Origin of the sequence: Flavobacterium sp., from assembly GCF_039930565.1 — a bacterium.
GTDB lineage: Bacteria > Bacteroidota > Bacteroidia > Flavobacteriales > Flavobacteriaceae > Flavobacterium.
The window spans coordinates 15,183-35,336 of the sequence record NZ_JBDTTP010000044.1; the positions used below are offsets into that span (position 1 = coordinate 15,183).

Annotated in this window: 18 protein-coding genes; 4 read left to right on the plus strand and 14 right to left on the minus strand. The window is 32.5% G+C overall.

Annotation, left to right across the window (positions count from 1 at the left end; all coding sequences use genetic code 11):
- Positions 1-14 precede the first annotated feature (14 nt).
- On the plus strand, positions 15-437 hold the full coding sequence (locus ABI657_RS12030; protein WP_348097508.1) for a hypothetical protein: 423 nt from the start codon (positions 15-17) through the stop codon (positions 435-437).
- Between the two features lie 42 nt (positions 438-479).
- On the opposite strand, the gene ABI657_RS12035 is transcribed toward ABI657_RS12030, so the two are convergent.
- The 9 genes from ABI657_RS12035 to ABI657_RS12075 all read right to left on the minus strand — a co-directional run bounded on the left by ABI657_RS12035 (position 480) and on the right by ABI657_RS12075 (position 12,121).
- The gene (locus ABI657_RS12035) at positions 480-1,238 is read right to left on the minus strand and encodes a hypothetical protein (RefSeq protein WP_348097509.1); all 759 of its coding nucleotides are present in this window, start codon (positions 1,236-1,238) and stop codon (positions 480-482) included.
- 58 nt (positions 1,239-1,296) lie between these two features.
- Positions 1,297-3,576: a helix-turn-helix domain-containing protein gene (locus ABI657_RS12040; protein WP_348097510.1), complete on the minus strand. Its 2,280-nt coding sequence runs from the start codon at positions 3,574-3,576 to the stop codon at positions 1,297-1,299.
- A 101-nt stretch (positions 3,577-3,677) separates the two neighbouring features.
- Positions 3,678-4,256, minus strand: a complete 579-nt coding sequence (locus ABI657_RS12045) for an OmpH family outer membrane protein (RefSeq protein WP_348097511.1) — start codon at positions 4,254-4,256, stop codon at positions 3,678-3,680.
- 247 nt (positions 4,257-4,503) lie between these two features.
- A complete protein-coding gene (locus tag ABI657_RS12050; RefSeq protein ID WP_348097512.1) occupies positions 4,504-5,352 on the minus strand; it encodes a class I SAM-dependent methyltransferase in 849 nt (282 codons plus the stop codon).
- A gap of 68 nt (positions 5,353-5,420) precedes the next feature.
- Positions 5,421-5,615, minus strand: coding sequence for a hypothetical protein (locus tag ABI657_RS12055; protein WP_348097513.1), 195 nt, complete (start codon positions 5,613-5,615; stop codon positions 5,421-5,423).
- 57 nt (positions 5,616-5,672) lie between these two features.
- Complete coding sequence (locus tag ABI657_RS12060; protein ID WP_348097514.1) at positions 5,673-5,885, minus strand: hypothetical protein; 213 nt, start codon at positions 5,883-5,885, stop codon at positions 5,673-5,675.
- Between the two features lie 158 nt (positions 5,886-6,043).
- Complete coding sequence (gene mnmG / locus ABI657_RS12065; protein WP_348097515.1) at positions 6,044-7,915, minus strand: tRNA uridine-5-carboxymethylaminomethyl(34) synthesis enzyme MnmG; 1,872 nt, start codon at positions 7,913-7,915, stop codon at positions 6,044-6,046.
- 388 nt (positions 7,916-8,303) lie between these two features.
- Positions 8,304-8,723, minus strand: coding sequence for an rRNA maturation RNase YbeY (gene ybeY, locus ABI657_RS12070; RefSeq protein WP_348097516.1), 420 nt, complete (start codon positions 8,721-8,723; stop codon positions 8,304-8,306).
- Entirely contained in the window at positions 8,720-12,121 is a 3,402-nt protein-coding gene (locus tag ABI657_RS12075; RefSeq protein ID WP_348097517.1) for a hypothetical protein, read from the minus strand. The genes ybeY and ABI657_RS12075 overlap by 4 nt, the downstream gene beginning before the upstream one ends.
- Before the next feature lie 164 nt (positions 12,122-12,285).
- Between ABI657_RS12075 and gltX the strand changes: the two genes are divergently transcribed.
- Together gltX and ABI657_RS12085 are read left to right on the plus strand one after the other, a co-directional pair.
- Complete coding sequence (gene gltX / locus ABI657_RS12080) at positions 12,286-13,791, plus strand: glutamate--tRNA ligase (protein WP_348097518.1); 1,506 nt, start codon at positions 12,286-12,288, stop codon at positions 13,789-13,791.
- 134 nt (positions 13,792-13,925) lie between these two features.
- On the plus strand, positions 13,926-14,912 hold the full coding sequence (locus tag ABI657_RS12085; RefSeq protein ID WP_348097519.1) for an SPFH domain-containing protein: 987 nt from the start codon (positions 13,926-13,928) through the stop codon (positions 14,910-14,912).
- 17 nt (positions 14,913-14,929) lie between these two features.
- Here the strand turns inward: ABI657_RS12085 and ABI657_RS12090 are convergent, their stop codons facing one another.
- From ABI657_RS12090 to ABI657_RS12110, 5 genes are all read right to left on the minus strand, one after another.
- Positions 14,930-15,184, minus strand: a complete 255-nt coding sequence (locus tag ABI657_RS12090; RefSeq protein ID WP_348097520.1) for a DUF6327 family protein — start codon at positions 15,182-15,184, stop codon at positions 14,930-14,932.
- 4 nt (positions 15,185-15,188) lie between these two features.
- Positions 15,189-15,539 carry a competence protein gene (locus tag ABI657_RS12095; protein WP_348097521.1) on the minus strand — a complete coding sequence of 117 codons (351 nt, stop codon included), beginning with the start codon at positions 15,537-15,539 and terminating at the stop codon, positions 15,189-15,191.
- 117 nt (positions 15,540-15,656) lie between these two features.
- Entirely contained in the window at positions 15,657-15,983 is a 327-nt protein-coding gene (locus ABI657_RS12100; protein WP_348097522.1) for a YtxH domain-containing protein, read from the minus strand.
- An 80-nt stretch (positions 15,984-16,063) separates the two neighbouring features.
- A complete protein-coding gene (locus ABI657_RS12105) occupies positions 16,064-16,543 on the minus strand; it encodes a hypothetical protein (protein WP_348097523.1) in 480 nt (159 codons plus the stop codon).
- An 878-nt stretch (positions 16,544-17,421) separates the two neighbouring features.
- Entirely contained in the window at positions 17,422-19,539 is a 2,118-nt protein-coding gene (locus tag ABI657_RS12110) for a glutamine--tRNA ligase/YqeY domain fusion protein (RefSeq protein ID WP_348097524.1), read from the minus strand.
- 108 nt (positions 19,540-19,647) lie between these two features.
- On the opposite strand from ABI657_RS12110, the gene folB reads away from it, so the two are divergent.
- On the plus strand, positions 19,648-20,007 hold the full coding sequence (gene folB / locus ABI657_RS12115) for a dihydroneopterin aldolase (RefSeq protein ID WP_348097525.1): 360 nt from the start codon (positions 19,648-19,650) through the stop codon (positions 20,005-20,007).
- Positions 20,008-20,154 lie beyond the last annotated feature (147 nt).

Genomic DNA, 20,154 nt, shown 5'->3' on the forward strand with positions numbered 1-20,154 from the left:
TAAAATAAAAAACTATGAAATTTACTATTAGACTACTTATAATTATCTCCCTTATTTTTTCATCACAATCCTTTTTTGCACAAGAAAATAACAGTTCTTCAGAAAAAGCTGTTCAGGAATCTAAAAATTCTTCTGAGCATGAAAAAAAATTAAACGATGAGCAAAATAAAATAAATAAAGACCAAAAAAGAATAGACAAACACCAGCGTGAGCTGAAAAAAACTGAAAAATCTATTGAAAAAACTCAAAAGAAAATAGAAAAAGGAAAAGCTGAAAAACAAAAAACAGCAAGTAAAAACGAGAAGAATACAAACTCTGAAGAAGAGATTCAGAAACAAAAAATAAAATCGACCAAGCAACAGCTTGCAATTGATGAACTGGAACTTAAACTATTAGAGCAGCAAAAAGAATTAGATAATCTTAGGACTTCTTATTAATTTACAAAAAAACCGAATCGGAGAAAGATTCGGTTTTTTTTATCATTTGACAACTTTAGCATCCTGAGAAAGGATTTCTTTTTTGTTCTGATAAATTGTCAAACTTGCCGGTGTACTACCTTTTTCCCGCATAGGAGCTATATGACATTCGTAAATATATTGTCCTTTTTTAAATTCGAATCGCTGATTGCCACCTGTTCCTTCCCGAAACCACTTTCCATTACTAATTACTAAATCAGGTTCTTCACTCATTTTCTTTTTTAAAGGCCACGAAGCATAACGGTAATTATCATTGCCTAAATCATCAATCCTAACTCTGAATTTACTAGTTTCCAAGACACATTCCGGAGTTTTAAACTTAGCTATCGAAGGATGTAATTTGGGTTTCTCTTTAGCGATTATTTTATTTTTTAAATCCTTTTCGAATTTTGACTGGTAATTTATAGCAATTAAACGACCGTCTGTATCAATCCATATTGTACCTTGATTCAGCATAATGCCACGCCAACCCACTTCAGACCAATCCTTTGCAGGATTCGATTTAATGATTTCACTTTTCAAATTTGAATCAAAAATTTCAAAATATCTTTTTACAAAATCAGCTTTGTTTTTAATTGCCGGAATTGGATATTCTCTTTTGAAAGGATATGAAATCATATTCGCAACAGCTTCTTTTTTATCATTTTTTATATCGCTAATAAAAGTCTTGATGAACTTATGATATTCAGGTTTCAACTCCTGAGAGGAAACAAAATTTGAAAGAGCAACAGAAAGAAATAGGGTTATGATTTTAAATTTCATATTGATACAATTATTTGTAAAATCTATGTTTTACGTGGAACAATTAAACCTAAGATACTTAATTTATACTTGCCTTGAACATTTTCAATTCATCCCAGGTAAATTCATCACCATGCTTTTCTTTCAAACCATTCAGGGATTCTTCCTGATAAAACTGGAAAGCATCACGAAGTGCCAAAATTTTCTCATAAGGAAGAACATCAGAAATCTCTATTTTCTTGGTTTGTATAAGCTTGATCAGATGTGTTTCGATAGTTTGAACCGTAAGCAGACGAATACGGGCAATATCCTGAACAGAATTCTTTTGAATCCATAAATCGTAGGTTTCTTCCACCGTAGTTTTTCTGGCTGATTTAGGTTCGTTTTTATCCCGCTTTTTGGATGTATAACGTACAACAGGCTCATCTGCTTTAAAAATGTCTGTATTGGTCATTTTATACTCCTCACGAATCTTATCAAGCTTATTCGACTTAAAATTTTTTATCGCTGAGGACGTTAATTTTTCCTTACAGATGGTTTCACCGGAAACAACAATTTCAATCAATAATTTGGCTTTCATTAAGCGTAAAACAGCCTTTGTTTGCAAATCATCCAATACGGCTAATTCTTCGTAAAATTCCTTTACCTTTTTAAATTTTTGGATTTCTGCCATTTTCTGCAAAAGATCAGTAACCAATTTGTCCATTGGTTTAAAGAAATAATCATAGGCTGCCACTACTCTTTCCTGCACAAAAAACAAATCAACGGTTTCCTTATTAAAAATTTTATTAAGCTGATGAACGAATTTTTGTGAAGGATCTATAAGTAATTCAATTGTTTCAAGACGTTTATGTGCCCAAACGGAATGTTTTGATTTTTCTGAATTTACTGCATTTTCATTGTAACTAAAACGATGATTACGCCATTCCTGAGCTAAATCAGCCCAGTTAAAACTGTTAATCAAATAGTTATGAATAAAATTTTTAGTTTCGAAATGCAGTGAATGTTTTAAAACTTCTTCTGTTGCTTTATTTAAAGCATAATCCATTACATCCTGATCATTCGAAATTCCATTCATTTGCAGCGGAGAAAGCAAAATAAGCCCGTTTAAGGATGTTAAACGCGATAAGGCAACATATGCTTGTCCGGGCAAAAAAACCTGCGATACGTCAAGCGCAGCTTTCTCGAAAGTTAAACCCTGACTTTTGTGAACTGTAATTGCCCAGGCCAATTTAAGCGGATAATGTGCAAAAGTTCCCAGAACCTCCTCTTCTATTTCTTTTGTAAATTCATTTATTTTATACCGAATGTTTTTCCATTCATATTTCTCTATTTCAATAGTTTTATTCTCGTCCGGAAAATGCACAAAGATTTCTTCAGACGAAAGTGATTTTATAACGCCCATTTTTCCATTGAAAAATTTCTTCTCGAAACCGGCATCATTTTTAACAAACATAATCTGTGCGCCGACTTTCAATTTCAGATTTTCTTCGACCGGAAATATTTTTTCAGGAAAATCCCCAACAATAAAAGGCTGATAAGCAAATTCATTACCGGCTAAATCACCAATTGCCTGTTCGTTAATCGAATCTGCTTTTGCATTGTGCGTGGTCAGGGTGATGTAGCCCGGATTATTTTTTAAATCAAAATCAGGCTTTACATATTCATTCAAAATCTGGATATCCTGTGGTGTAATCTGATTATTCCGAAGATTGTTTAAAACCGATATAAAAGAATCATCAGTCTGACGGTAAATTTTGGATAATTCAATATAAAGTGGTGGATTTTGCTGAATTACATGCGAGTGAAAAAAGAATTTTCCTTTATAATAATTGCGAAGCGTACGCCATTCTTCATCGCGGATTACCGGAGGCAACTGCAATAAATCGCCAATAAAAAGCACCTGAACACCACCAAAAGCACGTGAATTTTTACGGACAGTCTGCATCATAAAATCGATTGCATCCAACAAATCAGCACGGAGCATACTTACTTCATCAATAATCAGCAATTCCATGTTCCTGATCACATTACGCTTTACATTATTCATTTTGAAATGTCTGCGCAGTGTTTCTTTATTCTCGAATTTTACGGTTTCAGTAAACTGAGAATTGTCTTCATATGATGGAATAAAAGCAGAAAAAGGCAATTGAAACATGGAATGAATGGTAACTCCGCCTGCATTTAAAGCAGCTATTCCGGTAGGCGCTACAACTACCGTGTTTTTGTGCGTAGTTGCAATAATTTCACGTAAAAGAGTCGTCTTTCCTGTACCCGCTTTACCGGTAAGAAAAATAGACTTTTGTGTCTGATTAATGAATTGTAGGGTGTAAGCTGCTGCTTCTGAAACGTTTTGCATTAGGCGTATATAAAAAAATAAAAGTATCGTATTTCTACAGAATAAAAAAACCTAAATCTGTTAATAGATTTAGGTTTTAAAATAGTTATTTATTTTGGTTATTATTTTTTCGCCTCTTCTTTAGTTGCTGCAGCTTTATCATCTCCCTTTTGAGAAGTTTTATATTTTTCGTTTAAAGCTTTGATAATTTCTTTTGTGATATCATATTTGTCTTCAGCGTATAATACTGTTGCAGCATCTCCTGTTCCGTAGATGTATGAATATCCGTTTTTCTTACCGTAATCTTTGATGAATTTTTTCACACCACTTACAAGAGAATCCATTTCAACACCGCTTTCTTGTTGCAATTGCTGAGCTAATTGCTGCTGAGCATAACCTAATTGTTGTTCTCTCTTTTGCAATTCAGCTCCTCTTTGTTGTGCCCATGCCTGACCGTTTGCCTGAGCCTGATTTTGAAAATTAGCAGCATCTTGTTTAAAACGATTTATCTCAGCTTGCAGTTGTCTTCCTTTTTCTTCTGATTGTGCCTTATATTTTGCTTCTACGTCTTTTGCTTCAGTGTACTCTTTCATCAAAACCGAAGTATCTACGTAAGCTGTTTTTACTTCCTTAACTTCAGCTGTTTTATTACATGAAACAACTAAAACCGAAAGCGCGATAATTACTAATGCTTTTTTCATTTTCTGAATTTTCTATTTTTTTATGTATGAAAGACAAAAATATAAAAAAATAAACACCATCAACATAAAGTTTAAAAAATGCTATAATTTTATGATATTAGTTTTACTTATGAATGAAATTGGTACTATAAAAAATCACTATTATAACCTGCTCTCATAGCTTTTTTCTAAGCGCTTTTTTATAAAAAGAAGACCAAAAACTCTATGTATGTATGAGAAAACCCCTTAAATAAGCTTATTTAAGGTTTTAGGTGTTTTTTAAGATATAAATGTGTGATGAATATTCCTTTGTACGCCCAGCTTTTAAATTTGACTTTAATCCAACTAGGATTGCACTGAAATAATTCATTTTTCCGGTTTTGTATTTTTCAGATAATAAACTCACGTAAAAAGAATCAAATTTCATCGGAAGCACTTTTTCCAGTTTCATATCTACTTTTGCAAAAAGGGATTGAATTGCTTTTTTTGAGAAATGCCAAAAATGAATTGGCACATCGAAAGCTGCCCAAAATTCTCCATAATGTTTTGCATCATATGACTTAAAATTTGGAACCGCAACAATTAATGTTCCAGTTGGTTTTAACAAACGTTTCAGTTCCTGGATTTGAAGTTCTAAATTCGGAACATGTTCTAACACATGCCACATCGTAATTAGGTCAAAAGAATTATTTTCGAGAACATTAATTGCTTCGACAAAAGAAATCCCTTTTTGGATGGCAATGTTTTTTGCTCGCTCGCTTGGTTCCACTCCAACAGTTTCCCAACCATTATTTTTTGCCTTTAATAAAAAATCACCCGTTCCGGCACCAATGTCCAAAATTTTACCTTTTTGGGGCTGTTCGGAATTAATTAAATTCAGTTTGTTTTTTAAAGCAATATTTTTTACAAAATGATACGCTTTTTCAAAGAGAGAACGTTTATTATCTGTATGTGAAATATAATCTTCGCTTTCATAATATTTTCCAAGATTTTGCAAATCAGGTTGTGGAGATGTAATCAGCATATCTAAAGTTTCGTCATGATACAATTCGAAAATTTCTTTCGAAACAGAATGGTCTTTTACAGCAAGAAAGAGTTTTTTGTTTAAAACGTCCATTTATAGTTTTAGGTATTTAGGGTTTAATTTTATAGCAAACCCTAAAAGTAAAATTTACTTTAGGGTTTTTATTGTTTCCAGTTTATTTTGACACCAGACATTTTCTCGTTTTCAATTCTTTTTTCCTCGCAAATTACGAATCCGTTTTTAACATAAAACAACAATGGAGATTTGTAAAATTCTTTATTTTGTTTAATGTCATTTTCATGATCAATAACCCAGCCGTTCAAACTCTTTTTATTCTTTTTTAATTCATTCAGCATTAAAGAACCCCTTCCACTTCTCTGAATATTTGTATCTAAAATTATAGCAAACCAATTCTATTTTTCTCTCAAAAAAGTAAAAGCCCAGCCTTCTATCTTATTTTCATCATTAATCAATAAGTAATGATTCTTATCTGACAATCCATCCAGGTACAAATCAAAATCAGCAATTGATTGATAATTTAATTTTTCCGAATATTCATTATTCCAAAGCTGTAATATTACCTCTTTGTCCTGTAATGATAAAACTTCTTTTTGAATTATTTCCATAAATTAAAAACTAAAAAATTCTCAAATTAAACTAAGAACTGCAAAAAGGTTTCACGTGGAACAATTCAATTTAGATTTCTGGTTTTAGTTGTTTAACAATATGGCTTCGATAATTCGAATCCAAGTATCTAAATTCTAAACTAAGAAATCTCAAATTATTATCTTCCCATATAAATCAAAAGCACAGAAATATCACTCGGTGAAACTCCACTGATTCTTGATGCTTGAGAAATAGTCACAGGACGGATTTTTCCTAGTTTCTGTTTTGCTTCAATAGACATTGATTTAATCTTATTGTAATCGAAATTCTCGGGAATTTTCAAATCTTCTAAACGGGTTAGTTTGTCAGCGTTGTTTCTTTCCTTTTCAATATAACCAGAATATTTAACCTGGATTTCTGCCTGCTCCAAAATTTCCTGATCCAAATCATTGTCGGAAATATATTCTTTTACTTTCTCAAACTTCATGATATCTTCCAAATCGATTTGAGGTCGGGAAAAAACTTTAAACATTTTATCTCCTTGTGTAATTGATGCTGTTCCTTTAGATTCTAAAATAGGATTTGCCTCTCCAACAGAAACACTTGTTTCTTTGAAAAAAGCAACCATCTTTTCAGATTCATTTAATTTATGTTCCATTCTTCGTAAACGTTTTTCAGATGCCAAACCAATTTCATGTGACATTGGCGTTAATCTAAAATCAGCATTATCCTGACGCAGCAATGTTCTGTATTCTGCTCGTGAAGTAAACATACGATAAGGTTCTTCCGTTCCTTTGGTAATTAAATCGTCAATTAAAACTCCGATATATGCTTCGTCCCGTTTTAAAATTAATGGCGATTTCTCATGCACTTTTAAATGTGCATTTATTCCTGCCATTAAACCTTGCGAAGCGGCTTCTTCATATCCTGTCGTTCCATTAATTTGTCCGGCAAAATACAAACCTTCAACCAGCTTTGTTTCTAAAGTATGTTTTAATTGTGTTGGCGGAAAATAATCATATTCGATTGCATAACCCGGACGGAAAAATTTCACTTTCTCAAAACCGACAACCGAACGCAACGCTTTAAATTGAATATCCTCCGGAAGCGAAGTTGAAAATCCGTTTACGTAAACTTCACAAGTATTCCACCCTTCGGGTTCTACAAAAAGCTGGTGACGTTCTTTATCAGCAAATCGATTTATCTTATCTTCTATCGAAGGGCAATATCTTGGGCCAAGACTTTTAATTCTTCCGTTGAACATTGGCGAACGATCAAATCCTTCTCTCAAAATATCGTGAACATCCAGGGACGTGTACGTCATGTGACAAGATCTTTGATTTGTTAGCGGAACGGTTAAATCGGAATATGAAAACTTATCAGGCTTTGCATCTCCTTTTTCTTCGTTCATATTAGAATAATCTAAAGAACGCCCATCAACTCGTGGAGGCGTTCCTGTTTTCATTCTTCCAGATTCAAATCCAACTTTTACTAAGTCTTCGGTAATTCCGGTTGCAGCACTTTCGCCTGCTCTTCCTCCACCGAATTGTTTTTCTCCAATATGAATCAAACCATTCAAAAAAGTTCCGTTTGTCAAAACAACAGATTTAGAACGAATCTCTACTCCTAACGAAGTTCTGATTCCTTTTATCTTTCCGTTTTCAATAATCAAACCTTTTACCATCTCCTGGTAGAAATCAAGATTTGGAGTTCCTTCCAACATCATTCTCCATTCTTCGGCAAAACGCATTCTGTCACTTTGAACTCTCGGCGACCACATTGCAGGCCCTTTTGATTTGTTCAACATCTTGAACTGGATTGCAGTTTTATCTGAAACAATTCCGGAGTAACCTCCAAGCGCATCAATCTCACGGACAATTTGTCCTTTTGCGATTCCGCCCATTGCAGGATTGCAAGACATCTGTGCAATGTTCTGCAAACTCATTGTAACCAACAAGGTTTTGGATCCTAAATTTGCGGCCGCTGCTGCGGCTTCAGATCCTGCATGACCCGCACCAACTACAATAACATCGTATTCTTCTAAAAACATCTTATTTTTTATTCTCTGGGAAACTGTTTAAGTCAGTTCTCAGAATTAACTTCTTTACATTTTTGTTCCACGTGGAACAGCACATTTTCTAAAATACTTAATTTTTAAGATTTCAGCTTAAATCTTAAAATCTAAACTTCAAAACAGAAATAGTTCCACGTGAAACATTGTTTGTTTTTCAGACTTTCAGATTAAAAAGTTTAGAGCCATTCTTTCAATCTTCCCCATGTTTAACAAACTAAATATCTATATAAAATTTCAGATTAAAACTTTTAAATAATATTCATGTTCCACGTGAAACATTAGTCAAGTAATCCAAAACAAAATTATTACATGTTTCACGTGGAACAATTGGGCTTAGGATTTCTAAATCTCAGAATTTATTTCTTTACTGTTCCACGTGAAACATTGCGATTTTCTCATCTTCTTTTGAACGCATTAATTCAGCATCTTCATTGGTTTTGTCTTTGTATCCACAGTAATGTAATATGCCGTGAGCAAGAACTCGCTTCAATTCTTCCTCAAAAGAAACATTAAAATCTTTTGCGTTGTCTTCTACTCTTTCTACAGAAACAAAAATATCCCCGTTTATTTCGTTTCCAACTGTGTAATCAAAACTGATGATATCTGTTAATGTATCGTGATTGAGATATTCTAAGTTTATCTTATGCAGATATTCATCATCACAAAATATGTAATTTATCTCGCCTTCTTTTTTATCTTCAGAAACAATTACAGCGCTTAACCAATCAGAAAAAGCTTGTTCGTTGTCTAAATTAAATTCTGTTTCGTAATTAAAGTCGATCATTTTGTATTGAAATATTCTTGAACCTTTTGATTAAAATTCGAGCGCAAAGGTAGCGATTGTCTATTTAAAATCTCTACACTATTTAAATAATCCAATAATGAGCTTGGTAAAGCATTCGTACGATTGGCAAACTCTGTTTTATTTGTCTCAGATTCTCGCTTCGTGTCTTGGCCTTGTTGCTGAACGGCATTATTTAATTTTAATAATTCTTGTTGAATGTTTAAGATTCTCTGCAGGTTCTCATTCTTAAATCCTTTATTCAAAAGTTGTTTTTCAGATTGTTTCATTTGTTCAACAACAGATCTTCCTTGAGAATCTAAACCTCTTTTTGCTAACTCTTTTTGTAACTCTTCTCTAAGTTTAACTTGTTCTTTGTAGATTTCCATTATTGCTTCAGCATCACCCTCACCATCATCACCTTTTTCGTTCTTCTCTCCTTTTCCGTTTTTACCATCTTTTCCAGCAGCACCTTTACCTTGACCTTCTTTTCCACTCTGTCCTTGACCTGATTTTCCGTCTTGTCCCTGACCGGGTTTTCCGTCTTGTCCCTGACCGGGTTTTTCACCGGGTTTATTTCCCGGTTTATCTCCTGGCTTCATTCCATCTTTCATTTTTTCAGCAAGTCCTTTTTGTTTTTGAATAATGTCTGGCAATTGCATTCCTTGTCCGTCACCCGGTTTTGGTTTTCCAGCTCCGGGTTTCGACATAGACATTTGCATATTGTTTAATAAATCACTTAAAAAATCTGCTAATTTATTTGCAGACGAAACTGCATATTGTTGGTGCGATACACCTTTTGGAACCTGAACGTCGGTTAAAGATTCGATCGCTTTGTCTACATTATATTGTACGTTTCCAATTTCCTTGGTTACATCTTCAGCTACTTTTGGGTTACGTAAAGACAATGCAAATAAACTATCGTCAACATGTTTAAACTGCTGCTTAAGATTTTGCTGTACTTTTATATTCTTTGTATAAGCAGATGAACCTAGTTTCATAGATTTAAATTGTTTCATCACATCTTCCTGAGACAAAGAATATGCCAGAAGATTATCCAGCACCTGACGAAGCATTGCAACGTCTTCTTCTAATTGTTCCTGCTCTCCGCCTTCCATACCAGAATCCATTTGTTGTGCCATGCTTTTCATTTTCTTAGCTGCACTTTTTTGTTTAGGTTTGGCCGATGAAGTATTCTTTTTATTCAATTCATCAGAAGCTTTTTGTAAATCATCTTTCAAATCTTTTTCTTTAGATGCATCTGAAAGAATATCCAAAGGAGATTTTAATGTTTTGTTTTCTTCATTCAAATCTTTTAGCTCTTCTTGGATTTTCTCGAAAGCTTTATTGATTTCCTCTTGTTTGTCTTGTGTGTTTTCTTTTTCTTTATTAGAAAGCTGTTCTTGCTTCTCTGCAAGTTTTTCTAATTTCTCTGCAACTTGTCCAGCCTTTTTCCCAACATAAAAACGTTTTGTTAGTTCTACTAATTGCTCTAAGTTTTTAGATTGGTTCTTACTGATTTGTTTGAACTTTTCCATCTTATCAAACAATTCTTCACTATTTAATTTATCATTTAGGTTCTTCAGTTCGTCCAACAATTTTTGGTTTTTCTCTAAATCTTTATCGGCATTGTCTAAACGTTTTTGTAAATCTTCAGGAGTTTTATCTTTTTTACCGTCTTTGAATTTGTCCAAATTCTTATTCATTTTTTCAGCAAACTGTTTTATCAATTCGTCTTGTTGTTTCTGATGTTTGATAAAATCATTGATTTTTTGCTGATCTTTAAACTCCAAATTATCTTTTTCTTTTCCGGTATTTTTTAATTTATCCATTTCAGAAAACTGTTTTTCCTGATTTTTTAATGACTTAGATAAACTATTAATATTAGCATTTTGTTGCTGTAACTCCAGATCATGAATTTCATCAGTTGTTGAAACTCGATCTGAAAAAACAGAAGATTTTGTACTCTTGAATCCGTGTGGGGAATCGTTATCAAAAACTTCAAAAAAGTATTCATACGATACTCCTTCTTCAACAGCAAGATTACTTGGGAAGTTAAATACGAACTGATCGAACACAGCTTGCTTTACTGGAATGGTTCCGCGTTTTGCTGTTAGTGGTTTGCCATGTTCGTAATACACAATCTGCAATTTCGACAAACCATAGTCATCTCCCAACCTTCCTAAAACATAGTTTTTATCTAACTTCAAACTATCAGGTGCCGGCGAAACAGTAATCGATGGATGCTGATCTTTAATGACTGATAGCTGATAATCTAATTTTTCGTAATTTTTAACTTTATTATTTGAGGTAAGAATTTGATATTCTGTATTTTGGCTGATGTTTTTAGCCAATTTAAACTCATTTTCGGCCTTATTGAATTTGTAAACCGAATTCTCATCTTTCCAAACTACTTCCTGAGTCGATTGAGTTTTCATTCTCCAGGTCACAATTGTTCCTTCCGGCAAGATTGCATTTCCGGTTCCCTGAATTGTTTCTGATTTCTTTTTAAGATAAGATGGGAAATTCAAAACCATTTCGAAGTTGGCAATTGACGGAACTGCAATTACTTTTAATTCATATTCATTTGATGAAACTGAATTTCCTTCAAAAGAAAAGGAAACATTATCAACCGGTTTTTCAATTTTAAATTCAAACTTTCCTGGTTGAGATGATTCCATAAAATAACTTTCGTCACCAATATGAATCATAACATTTTCCGGAACAATGTTTCCAATAGATTCCATTTTAATAACGAAATCCTTGTTTTGTTCTGTTTGCAAATTCTGATTCAGAACTACAAATTTGAAAGGAGCCGGAGGTAAAAATGTAGCATTGAAATGCACTACTCTATTTAAACTTTGAGAAATAATATTACTATTTCCAGAAACATAAAACACGGCAAAAAGCAAAATTGGAATCACGGCCAATGGCAAATACTTACTGTTTGAATTAAAATTGATGGCATTTCCAAAAGGAATTGGCTGTAATGAATTTGCTTTTTGCTCTATCGAAGCCAACATCAACTCTGAACTTTCTGCTGAATTCTCAGAAGCTGAAAGCTGTAAAAAGTTCGTTAGTTTATCACTTACTTCTGTAAAATGATTTCCAATAATGGCCGAAGCCTGATTATAATCAATTCCTTTTTGAAGTTTGAATAACTTAAAAATCGGAAACAATATAAAACGAAACAACAGAAAAAGTTCTACTAAAATAAATATCCAGAACAAAAGTGTTCTTCCGGCTGGTTTCAGCCACAGAAAATATTCTATAAAAAGCGTAAACAAGAAATACAAAAGTCCGAAACCAATAAAAAGAAGTGCGCCTTTTATCAATTCGTTTGTATAATATTTTTTAATAAACGCTTCTAATTTTAGATATATAGCAGATGTAGTTTTCAAAATAAAATCTCTTATGATTATAACCCATAAAAGTAGTAATTTTAATTAGATAATTCTCAATGAGAAAATTAGTCAATTAAGCTACAAGCAAGGCATTATCTAATTAAAACTCATTTTCTAATTCTCTAATTAGAATTGTATCTTTGCATCAAAATTTATACAAAATGTCAAAGCAAGTTCGTGTGCGTTTTGCACCAAGTCCGACAGGGCCATTACATATTGGCGGAGTTCGTACTGCCCTATTTAATTATTTATTTGCCAAAAAAAATAATGGTGTTTTTTATCTGAGAATTGAAGATACAGATCAAACCCGTTTTGTTCCGGGAGCTGAAGCTTATATTATGAAAGCATTAGAATGGTTGGGAATTGCTCCTGAAGAAACTGTTGGAAAGAATGAAAAATTTGGTCCGTACAGACAAAGTGATCGTAAAGATTTATACCAAACTTATGCAGATCAACTGATCAATTCTGGTTGGGCGTATTATGCTTTTGATACTCCCGAAGCTCTTGATGCTTTGAGAAAAGAACAAGAAGCGGAAGGAAAAACGTTTATTTACAATCATACCATCCGTGAAAAATTAGACACCTCTTTGGTAATTTCTGCCGAAGAAGTTGCTAAAAGAATTGCAAATGGAGAACATTATGTCATCCGTTTTAAAACACCGGTTGATGAAACTTTACATTTGAAAGATATCATTCGCGGTGATGTAAAATTTGAAACCAGTTTACTTGACGATAAAGTACTGTTTAAAAGTGACGGAATGCCAACGTACCATTTGGCTAATATTGTTGATGATCATTTAATGGAAACTTCACACGTAATTCGTGGTGAAGAATGGTTGCCATCAATGCCACTTCACGTTCTATTGTACAGGGCTTTTGGTTGGCATGCTCCGGAATTTGCACATTTACCTTTGATTCTAAAACCCGTTGGAAACGGAAAGCTATCTAAAAGAGATGGTGATAAATTAGGGTTTCCTGTGTTTCCGCTAGAATGGAAAACGGAAGAAGGATTTTCATCTGGTTACAGAGAGGAAGGATTTTTCCCGGAAGCGGTTATAAACTTTCTTGCTTTATTAGGCTGGAATGACGGAACGGATAAAGAATTATTTTCTTTAGAAGAATTAGTAGCATCTTTTGATTTGAACAGAGTTCATAAATCTGGAGCGAAATTTGATCCGGAGAAAAACAAATGGTTCAACCACCAATATTTAATAAAACAAAATGATGCAGATTTAGCGAAAAGCTTCACTCCTATTTTGATTGAAAAAGGTGTTGATGTTTCTAAATACGATGTTACAAAAATCGTTTCATTGATTAAGGAACGCGCTCATTTTGTTTCTGAATTTTGGGATTTAACAGATTTCTTTTTCCAGGCGCCAACCTCTTATGATGAAAAAGCAAGCAAAAACTGGAACTCAGCAACTCCGGCTTTAATGCAGGAATTGATTTCTACTCTTGAATATATTGATGGTTTTGATTCAGCAAATATTGAAGCAATCGTAAAAGACTGGTTAACCAAAAATGAAATTGGAATGGGAAAAGTAATGCAGCCTTTCCGTTTGAGTTTGGTCGGAGCTTTGAAAGGTCCACACCTATTTGACATTGTCGAAATCATCGGAAAAGAAGAAACTATTTCGAGAATTCAGAAAGCAATTAGTACTTTATAAAAGCATCTTTCTGAAAATACAAACGCTAAGAAACATTCCTTAAAATGTTCTTAGCGTTTTTTTTATGTTGTAAAAATTTAAATCCGAAGAAATTTCGTAATTTACGCATCCATAAAACTTAAATCAATATCATTATGAGTATTCCATTTATTGTCATTATTGTCTTCGGTTTCTTTATTTTCCTCTCCTCTTTCTTTACTGTAAAACAACAATCTTCTGTTGTAATCGAAAGATTTGGTAAATTCTTAAGTGTAAGAAATTCGGGTTTACAGCTTAAAATTCCGATCGTTGACAGAATTGCCGGACGCGTAAATCTTAAAATTCAACAGTTAGATGTTATCATCGAAACCAAAACCAAAGACAACGTTTTTATCAAAATGAAAGTTTCGGTTCAGTTTAAAGTGATTCAGGAAAAAGTGTATGATGCATTTTATAAACTGGAATACCCACATGATCAAATTACGGCTTATGTATTTGATGTCGTTCGTGCCGAAGTTCCAAAACTAAAATTAGATGATGTTTTTGAAAGAAAAGATGATATTGCAATCGCAGTAAAAAGAGAATTGAATGAAGCAATGACTACTTACGGTTATGATATCATCAATACTTTGGTTACTGATATTGATCCGGATATCCAGGTAAAAAATGCCATGAACAGAATCAACGCGGCGGACAGAGAAAAAACGGCTGCTGAATTTGAAGCTGAAAGTTCAAGAATCAGAATCGTTGCAAAAGCAAAAGCGGAAGCCGAAAGCAAACGTTTACAAGGTCAGGGAATTGCAGATCAGCGTCGTGAAATTGCCAGAGGTTTAGTCGAAAGTGTTGATATTTTGAATAAAGTAGGAATCAATTCACAGGAAGCTTCAGCCTTAATTGTGGTAACTCAGCATTATGATACTTTACAGGCAATTGGTGCAGATGCCAATTCTAACTTAATTTTATTACCAAATTCTCCACAAGCCGGAAGTGATATGCTGAATAATATGGTGGCTTCTTTCTCTGCATCCAATCAGGTTGGAGAAATGATGAAGAAAAACAATAGAAAAATTGAAAAACCAAAAAAGATTGAACCTATTCAGTCTGGTTATGAAGATGACATTCAACCGGAAACGAAAGAATAACAAAATAAAAAAGAGGCTTAATTGCCTCTTTTTTTATTAATAAACCAGTTGATTGCAAATGGTAAAATTGATTGTAAAATTGTTGGATAAGAATTTGAAACATATTCTTTGAACGAAGAAAAGAATCCGCCAACAATGTTTTGAGGTGTAATACTTTCTTTTGTTTTCTGGAAACTCAAAACTAATTTCTGATAATTAATATCCTTCTCTACTTTTAAAATTTCCAAATCTTTTTCAATATCTGCGTATGATGCGTATTTTTTTGTTTCCATAAAACTAATCATTAAAAAAGATTTCTGAAAATTTCTCTAAAATTGGCCCTTCAACAAACTTGTCTTTTATAAAGAAAAGTAAAATTGTAAAAACTAAATAGATTCCTCCTACCGTCAAAAATCCTAATGCGTTACTCTCCAATAAAGATCCAAATGCATATGCTGCTGCAAAAGATCCGAAAATCAAAAACATACTGAAACATAATAAAATCAACGTAAACTTAAAAATTAAAGTTGTTGATTTCATGGCAACTTTAAATCCCCAAAGTTTATAATAAGCCATTTGACTATCCAGATATACTTTAGCCTGTTCCTGAATGTTTTCGGTATTTTCTTTTAATTCTTCAAAAGCCATAATTATTGTTTTAATTAAAAAAAGAAACACAAAACAAACCGATCAATAATTGAATTTATTCTTAAATGAATAAATTTAGACAACTATAAATCAGGTAAGCTTTGTGTTTCTGAATTATTACTTCTGATACTTAGCGTTCTGTGTCTTTAAATCAGCCAATTTAGACTCTAAAAAAGAAATCACTTCTTCTGCTTTTTGGCTTACATTAGAAAGTAAATCATCAAAAGTACCATCTAGGCTTTGTGTAGCATTAGTAAATTTTTCACGAAGAACATCGGATGTTGCTCCAAATGAATCTTTCAAATTATTCTTTGTATCATCAAAGCCGTCTTTAAGTTTTTCTCTTGTTTTAGATCCTTTATCCGGAGCTAATAAAATTCCGACTGCCGCTCCAATTGCGGCTGCAGCTACTATTGCAGCTATAGTATTTGAATTATTTGACATGATATTAAATTTAAGTGATTAATAAAGATACTCAATTTGAAAGTAAAAAATATGTAATTAATTATACTTTAACAATACAATTAATACACATAAGCAACCGCTTCATATTTACCATCCGCTTTTTCAACAATGCTTACAAAAGGATATCCATTAGAAGCCGACTTTGTTTTGATTCGCAAAGCAGTATGATTTTTGTTCGCAATTGGCGGCTCCCCTTTTGTCTTCGTCGAGAGTCCGGTAAAATTAGCGGCCTGTTTTAAACCAATTGTCTTTTCCTGCGGCAAAACAGTTACCATTTTATAATCTGATTTTGAATTTACTATAACTTTATCTGTTATTTTTTGAGTTTGATTGGTTTGTTTATTAATAATTTTTGAAACTGCGAACTTCGTAATTTTGTGTTCTTCGAAACTTCCATGTAGCGAATAATGAATTAAATCATTTTCGTGTTTGATAAAATTAACATCTAACTCTTCTCCATTGTGTTTTGTAATTTGATGCGTTTGAGAAATTGCAATGTTTGCAAATAAAATAGCTAGTGTAAAAAATAAATTTTTCATAAGATTTAAATTTAAGGATTAAAAATTTTCAGTTCAAAATGAAAATCAAAAATTAAATAAACCACAAACCAATTTCATGAAATTTTTAAATTATGAATGAAAAATGAAAAATACTTTTACGTGAAGTATTATCAAACTAAAGTCACAACCAGCATCGACCATAAAACCAATTTTCAGAATTCAGATTTAGAATAAATTTCTAAACTCAAAAAATATATTTTTCGAATTATAGAACAACTCAGTTTCGATTCTTAAAGAGTCATTTTAAAATTATAAAATTTCAGATGTGACCTTTTGATAAAAATAGCAACTTTATAAACAATTGTATGTTAATAACGCGTTAAACTAAGAAAAACAAGGCTAAAAACTTAAATAAAGAGTCAAAACCAATAATAAATCAAAAAAGGTGTATTCTATTAGAGGATATAAAAAACTGCCTTAAAATCAATTTATGAAAGCCGTTTTTAAATAAAATTAACTATTATTTTTTAATTTTTAATAGATTTTATAAATAATAGATAAAAGTTTTTAAATTATATTTATAATAAATAAAATTGATATAATAATCTAATTAAAATTTTAAACCAATTTTTGAGAACTAAATATAAAATCCAGTCAAAAAACCAACTTTATAAACAATTCAGTGTTGATAACCTTTAAAGCAAGGTAAAACAGACTCTAAAGTCAAAATAAAGCTTCTGTTTTAATGATTTTGTAAAAGATGACTAATGTGTTGAAAGAATTAAAAAAATACTTAAAAATGAATTTATGAAGGTCTAATTATAAACAAAAAAACTATTAAAAATCACTTTTAAATAGAAAAAATAAATAATAAAAAAAAGCGCTTAAAAAAGCGCTTTCAATAGATTATAATGATGCTATTTATTAATTACTTCAAGTAAAATTTCTTTTTCTGTTTCTGTACTATTTTTTGGAGGATTATCATTTAATGCGAAAATCTCTTTTTTTAATTGATACTTAAAATCAATATTTTCCAGATCTCTTAAATTTAAAAGTGCTTTAGAACGGACATAAGTCGATTCACTTCTTAAAGACATTGCATATAATTTTTTAATATCTTCTTCCTCAAAATCAAAAGATTTTACTTTTGAATATTTTAAAATAAACTGAGCAAATAATAATGAACCTTTATTATTATTGATATTCTTTTTTAAGGAATTTTGCAATAATGAAAAACTTGAAATAGTTGCGATGCTCTCCCCTATTGCATTTTCAATTGCAAGTCTTTCCGGTTTACTTTCAACTTTAAAATATTTGTTGATTTCCTTTAAAGAATTATTAATACTGTTTTCTTCTTTTTTACCTTTTTCTTCCCAGGCGTCTTTCAGTCCAACAGTTTTGTTAAACACTATTTTTAAAGGAGTTGAGTCTTTATCAACCGTAAAATAACCCAAACGCTGAAACTGAAATTTATCTTCATTTTCAGCAGTTGACAAACTTGGCTCCACAAATCCTTTGATAATTTCCAGAGAATTTGGATTTACAAAATCAAGGAAATTTTTCTCTTTGTAACTGTCCGGAGCTTCGTCTGTAAACAAACGATCGTACAAACGAACTTCTGCTTCAACTGCATGCTGGATAGAAACCCAATGCAAGGTTCCGGATACTTTTCTCTGGCTTGCTTCTGTCCCACTTCCACTCAAAGAATCAGTATCATAAGTGACATGAATCTCTGTAATATTTCCATCAGCATCTTTTATAACACTTTCTCCTTTAATGATATACGCATTTTTAAGACGTACTTCTTTTCCTAAAGTCAAGCGGAAAAATTTAGCCGGGGCTTCTTCTAAAAAGTCTTCTCTTTCTATGTATAATTCACGTGAAAAAGGAACTTTTCTGAAACCAGCGTTTTCATCTTCCTGATTATTTTCTGCTTCCAGCCACTCTTCTTTTCCTTCCGGATAATTGGTAATTACCAATTTTACCGGATCTAAAACTGCCATTACACGAGGTGCAATTTTGTTCAGATCTTCACGAATACAAAATTCCAAAACGGATACATTGATCAAGTTATCACGTTTTGCAATACCAATTGTATTAGCAAAATTACGTAATGATGCAGCTGTATAACCACGTCTCCTTAGTCCTGAAATGGTTGACATTCTTGGATCATCCCAACCGTTAACATGCTTTTCCTTGACTAGTTGCTGTAATTTTCTTTTACTTACAACTGTATGTGAAAGATTACGTCTTGCAAATTCCCTTTGCTTTGGGCGAATCTGATTTTCATCAATAATCTGGTCTAAAAACCAATCGTATAATTCACGGTGGGGCAAAAATTCAAGGGTGCAAAATGAATGTGAAATTGCTTCTAAATAATCACTTTGTCCGTGTGCCCAATCGTACATTGGATATATTTTCCAGGTATCTCCGGTTCTATGATGATGTTTGTGTAAAATCCTGTACATGATAGGATCACGCATCAACATATTGGTTGACTTCATGTCTATTTTTGCACGAAGAATATGAGTTCCGGCCTCGAATTCACCATTTTTCATTCTTTCGAATAACTCCAGATTTTCTTCAACAGAACGATTTCTATAAGGACTATCGGTTCCAGTTGTTGACGGAGTTCCTTTTTGAATTGCCATATCTTCGGAAGACTGACTGTCAACATACGCCTTATCTTTTTTAATTAATACAACAGCCCAGTCGTATAATTGTTGGAAATAATCTGAAGCATAACGTTCTTCTGCCCAGGTATAACCTAACCATTCCACATCTTTTTTAATAGCGTCAACAAATTCCTGTTCTTCTTTTTTAGGATTGGTATCGTCAAAACGTAAATTCACAGGCGACTGATAATCAATTCCCAAACCAAAATTTAATGCAATTGAACTAGCGTGCCCGATGTGCAAATATCCGTTTGGCTCCGGCGGAAAACGAAAACGTAATTTAGAATTTGAAAGACCTGATTTCAAATCTTCTTCTATGATTTGTTCAATAAAATTAAGTGATTTCTCTTCTGATGCCATTATTTATAGTAATTTTAGCAAAGATAAAAAAAAGGTTTCAGGTTTCAGGTTTAAAGTTACTTAAGTAGTATTAAACCTGAAATTTTTAAACTTTAAACTATATTTAAAATGGGAGTCATAAAACTAAAAAATATCCGAACTTTCTCTTACCACGGATGTTTGATCGAAGAAGGAAAAATTGGATCTGATTATACTGTAGATTTAAAAATTAAAACCAATTTACAGCAGTCGGCCGACTCAGATCATCTTGGAGATACCGTTGATTATGTACATTTGAATAAAATTGTTACGGAAGAAATGGCTATTCGCTGTAATTTATTGGAACATGTAGCCAAAAGAATCAATATTCGTGTTTTGGCAGAGATTGCAACGATTGAAAAAACTACAGTTTCAGTTTCTAAAATAAATCCTCCTATTGGTGGTGATGTTGAATCAGTTACTATAAAAATGTCGCAATATAGAAAGTAATTTCCTTTGGTTAGAAAACTAATTTTTTAAAATAGTTACTTTTAAACTTTTGAGTTTTAAAGATTTTAGTTACTTTTGCCATCCGTTCAACTATGGCGTCGTGGCCGAGCGGCTAGGCTGGGCTCTGCAAAAGCTCCTACTCCGGTT

Coding starts and splice junctions, on each gene's coding strand:
- ABI657_RS12030 (WP_348097508.1), top strand. CDS start 15: ATGAAATTTACTATTAGACTACTTATAATTATCTCCCTTATTTTTTCA.
- ABI657_RS12035 (WP_348097509.1), bottom strand. CDS start 1,238: ATGAAATTTAAAATCATAACCCTATTTCTTTCTGTTGCTCTTTCAAAT.
- ABI657_RS12040 (WP_348097510.1), bottom strand. CDS start 3,576: ATGCAAAACGTTTCAGAAGCAGCAGCTTACACCCTACAATTCATTAAT.
- ABI657_RS12045 (WP_348097511.1), bottom strand. CDS start 4,256: ATGAAAAAAGCATTAGTAATTATCGCGCTTTCGGTTTTAGTTGTTTCA.
- ABI657_RS12050 (WP_348097512.1), bottom strand. CDS start 5,352: ATGGACGTTTTAAACAAAAAACTCTTTCTTGCTGTAAAAGACCATTCT.
- ABI657_RS12055 (WP_348097513.1), bottom strand. CDS start 5,615: ATGCTGAATGAATTAAAAAAGAATAAAAAGAGTTTGAACGGCTGGGTT.
- ABI657_RS12060 (WP_348097514.1), bottom strand. CDS start 5,885: ATGGAAATAATTCAAAAAGAAGTTTTATCATTACAGGACAAAGAGGTA.
- mnmG (WP_348097515.1), bottom strand. CDS start 7,915: ATGTTTTTAGAAGAATACGATGTTATTGTAGTTGGTGCGGGTCATGCA.
- ybeY (WP_348097516.1), bottom strand. CDS start 8,723: ATGATCGACTTTAATTACGAAACAGAATTTAATTTAGACAACGAACAA.
- gltX (WP_348097518.1), top strand. CDS start 12,286: ATGTCAAAGCAAGTTCGTGTGCGTTTTGCACCAAGTCCGACAGGGCCA.
- ABI657_RS12085 (WP_348097519.1), top strand. CDS start 13,926: ATGAGTATTCCATTTATTGTCATTATTGTCTTCGGTTTCTTTATTTTC.
- ABI657_RS12090 (WP_348097520.1), bottom strand. CDS start 15,184: ATGGAAACAAAAAAATACGCATCATACGCAGATATTGAAAAAGATTTG.
- ABI657_RS12095 (WP_348097521.1), bottom strand. CDS start 15,539: ATGGCTTTTGAAGAATTAAAAGAAAATACCGAAAACATTCAGGAACAG.
- ABI657_RS12100 (WP_348097522.1), bottom strand. CDS start 15,983: ATGTCAAATAATTCAAATACTATAGCTGCAATAGTAGCTGCAGCCGCA.
- ABI657_RS12105 (WP_348097523.1), bottom strand. CDS start 16,543: ATGAAAAATTTATTTTTTACACTAGCTATTTTATTTGCAAACATTGCA.
- ABI657_RS12110 (WP_348097524.1), bottom strand. CDS start 19,539: ATGGCATCAGAAGAGAAATCACTTAATTTTATTGAACAAATCATAGAA.
- folB (WP_348097525.1), top strand. CDS start 19,648: ATGGGAGTCATAAAACTAAAAAATATCCGAACTTTCTCTTACCACGGA.